Source organism: Psychromonas sp. Urea-02u-13 (assembly GCF_002835995.1).
In the GTDB taxonomy this organism is placed as follows: Bacteria; Pseudomonadota; Gammaproteobacteria; order Enterobacterales; family Psychromonadaceae; genus Psychromonas.
Map to the genome: position 1 here is coordinate 1 of NZ_PJBZ01000160.1, position 2891 is coordinate 2891.

The following is a 2891-nucleotide window of genomic DNA, read 5'->3' on the forward strand; positions in this document are numbered from 1 at the left end:
CACATTAAGCGGACTAAAATTGTTTGCCAAACTTGTTGAGGAACGAAACATGGCAAACTGTTTTAGTTCCGTTTAAATTGCTTGTTATATGGCGGAAACAGCAAAATCATTCAAAGAATAAATCTCCATATCCCCAAATTATCGTACCTAGAACCAATAATAAAACGGTTACAATTACAGAAAGGTTAAGAATAAATTTAAAGCGCCTGAATAAGTATATTTCATTTATTAAGTGAGCTGGGTGAGTGACACTAACAAGCTTATTCAATTTTATTATAAAAAACACCTCCACTAAAATACTCACTACAGATATAAGAGAGCCAGATCGTTGAAACCAAGTTCCAAAGTTTTCATTATATGGATTCAAGAATATTAAATATCCAATAGAGATTAATGAAAAGAGGATAACAAATAGCCATTTAGCAAAATATCCCCATACTTTCTTTACATCATTATCTAATAACTTCTTAGAATCACCTGTAAGCATTTCATATAATTCATTTAAAGGTCTTTTATAGTCTTCTTTTATACTCATAAGCTCAATTCAATTAACGTACATTTAGCCATATAACGCCTTAATAAGCGGATAAAAATTGTTGGTTAAAATCGCGAAGCGATGACCAACTGTTTTTATTCCGTTTAATTAACTTGTTAGGTTCAAACCCACAACAGCGGGCGTAAACCTATTAATTTTTGTTAAATCTAGTAACCCGCTGACTGACGAATTTGCTATTAAAATTGAACAAATCAGTTAATGAATTATTAGCTAATACTTTGAACTTTAAAGTTAAACGATGAACTAAGCTACAACATACAATTGATTTATACGTAACTTGTGATTCAAGGCAGAAATTGGATTATCAAACTCAGTAAACCATTTTCACAAACAAAGCTTCATTTTAAATCGATGGAAAAATAACCATTCAGTTAAACGGATAAAACCACCATCAAAATTGCGTATTCTCAAGTAAACCTAACGCCCGCTTAAGCGGACAAAATTTGTTGGTTATAATGTGGAGCGAAGCGAAACCTAACCAACTGTTTTTGTTCCGTTTAAAGCGCTTGTTATGCGTTTACACCCTCAATTTAAAACTGGTCTAAAAAAGCTACGTTCATAGCTAACAATGCAATCAACTTTATCCGCAAACTCAAATGCTTTAATGCACTCCTCATCACTCTGTGATTTAATTCGATAACCTTCGTAAGCAGATAAGCTTTCAAATGAAAAAAGTGCTAGTGCAATATTATTAGCGCCCTCTGAAGGCAAAAAATAACCGTTATGTAAACCGCCAAATTTTCTAACCAAAGGAATCCACATTTTAGCGTACTCTTCGAATTCATTTACCTTCTTTGGATCGATTACATATCTAACATAACAAGTAATCATATTTGGAAACTCCTTGTAATTTACGTTACGCATAACGCTTTGCTAAGCGGCTAAGTACAATTTGCTACAATGCGCGAAGCGCGAGCAAACTGTACGTGTCCGTTTGAGCAACTTGTTATATGCCGGCTAAATTAGTAAACAATATAGCCAGGGGATTCATATGTCACATTTTTAACATCACAACTACTGATATTTTCCCAATAAAAAGTAATTGATTTGTCAGTCGTTTTTGATGCGATCAACATACTTAAAGCTCGATTTTTATCACCTTCCCCCGTCCATTTTATTTGGCACCAGCTTTCACAAGTTGTATCTGTTGTGAAATATACATTGCTATTTTTATGTAAAATGGCTCCCCTAATTTTTTCACTACAATGTACTCCTGCAGTTGCTATTGATGAATAGGCAAATAAAGTGATTAAACTAATGATTTTCATTAAAACTCCTTAAAGGTTAGATAAATTTAGGCATATAACGCCAGCTTAAGCGGACGAAAATAGTGGGTTGAAATGTGTAGCGAAGCGAAACGTAACCCACTGTTTTAGTTCCGTTTAAAGCTCTTGTTAGGTTAATTCAGGGATATCAAACCCTTGCTTTTGGGCTAGACTACGACGAATACTCATTTGCATGTTCCTTGAAGCTTCTGTAGATGAGTATGAGGTTCCGATAAAAATTGCAAAAAATGGTTTTACCCCTTTAGTAATTCCGAGGTCTATTCCTTGTATGTTTTTATGGATTTCATCAGACCTTAAAATTAGATTAGGATCCATATTAAACTGCTCAGCTTCAAGTTTAAATATAGTGGGTAGATTACCTGCGGTATAAATACGAGTGAGTACATCCATTGATCGTTGAACATTAATACTACTGAATTGTTTATCTAAGAATGAAGTTATACCTGCTGAACAATGTCCAACCCTAGTAATACGATTTGAATACAGATCAGAACGAGTATTGAATAAAGTTTCAGCTAACCTAGAAATAGCACAACCTATACTATTTAATACATCCCCACTATGAAATATGAACTCGAGTTCTTCATAGAATTCAATAAAGCGTTGCCCATATGTTAAAAGAGTCATCATCACTCTCGCACCAAAGAAATCAGCAAAAGCCTCTACGCTCTTACTATCGTAATCAGATTCATCTTTATGCTCATTATGAGAATGTAAATAATGTGCAATTTCATGGCTAACTACAAATAAAAAGTAATGCAAATCGTCGATTCCACTAACTTGTGCAGAACAAAAGTCTCTGGATAATCGAACTCTTAATTTATCACCAATACCAACAACACTCGCATGTTGTACGGAATTTGAATCGAGCTCTAAATTTAGAGTGAAATTTGCTTCATCTTCGAAAAAACTCTCTAGATCTTTTTTTGCAGCTATAGCAATATCTTTACCAGTGATCATAAAACCTTCTTTGTAACCTAACGCCGCACTAAGCGGATTAAAACAGTTGGTTATAATTTGTGAGGCACGAACAAAACCAACTGTTTTAA

4 protein-coding genes are annotated in these 2891 nt (G+C 34.0%); all 4 read right to left on the bottom strand.

Going from position 1 to position 2891, the window contains the following annotated elements:
- Positions 1 to 106: 106 nt before the first annotated feature.
- Positions 107 to 535, bottom strand: coding sequence for a hypothetical protein (locus tag CXF74_RS20900; RefSeq protein WP_101084513.1), 429 nt, complete (start codon positions 533 to 535; stop codon positions 107 to 109).
- 546 nt (positions 536 to 1081) lie between these two features.
- Positions 1082 to 1387, bottom strand: coding sequence for an NIPSNAP family protein (locus CXF74_RS20905; RefSeq protein ID WP_101084515.1), 306 nt, complete (start codon positions 1385 to 1387; stop codon positions 1082 to 1084).
- Positions 1388 to 1518: 131 nt separating this feature from the next.
- Positions 1519 to 1824 carry a hypothetical protein gene (locus tag CXF74_RS20910; protein ID WP_101084517.1) on the bottom strand — a complete coding sequence of 102 codons (306 nt, stop codon included), beginning with the start codon at positions 1822 to 1824 and terminating at the stop codon, positions 1519 to 1521.
- 126 nt (positions 1825 to 1950) lie between these two features.
- On the bottom strand, positions 1951 to 2891 hold a 941-nt coding region (locus CXF74_RS20915; RefSeq protein WP_232772609.1), incomplete at its 5' end, for an ImmA/IrrE family metallo-endopeptidase.

Coding starts and splice junctions, on each gene's coding strand:
- CXF74_RS20900 (WP_101084513.1), bottom strand. CDS start 535: ATGAGTATAAAAGAAGACTATAAAAGACCTTTAAATGAATTATATGAA.
- CXF74_RS20905 (WP_101084515.1), bottom strand. CDS start 1,387: ATGATTACTTGTTATGTTAGATATGTAATCGATCCAAAGAAGGTAAAT.
- CXF74_RS20910 (WP_101084517.1), bottom strand. CDS start 1,824: ATGAAAATCATTAGTTTAATCACTTTATTTGCCTATTCATCAATAGCA.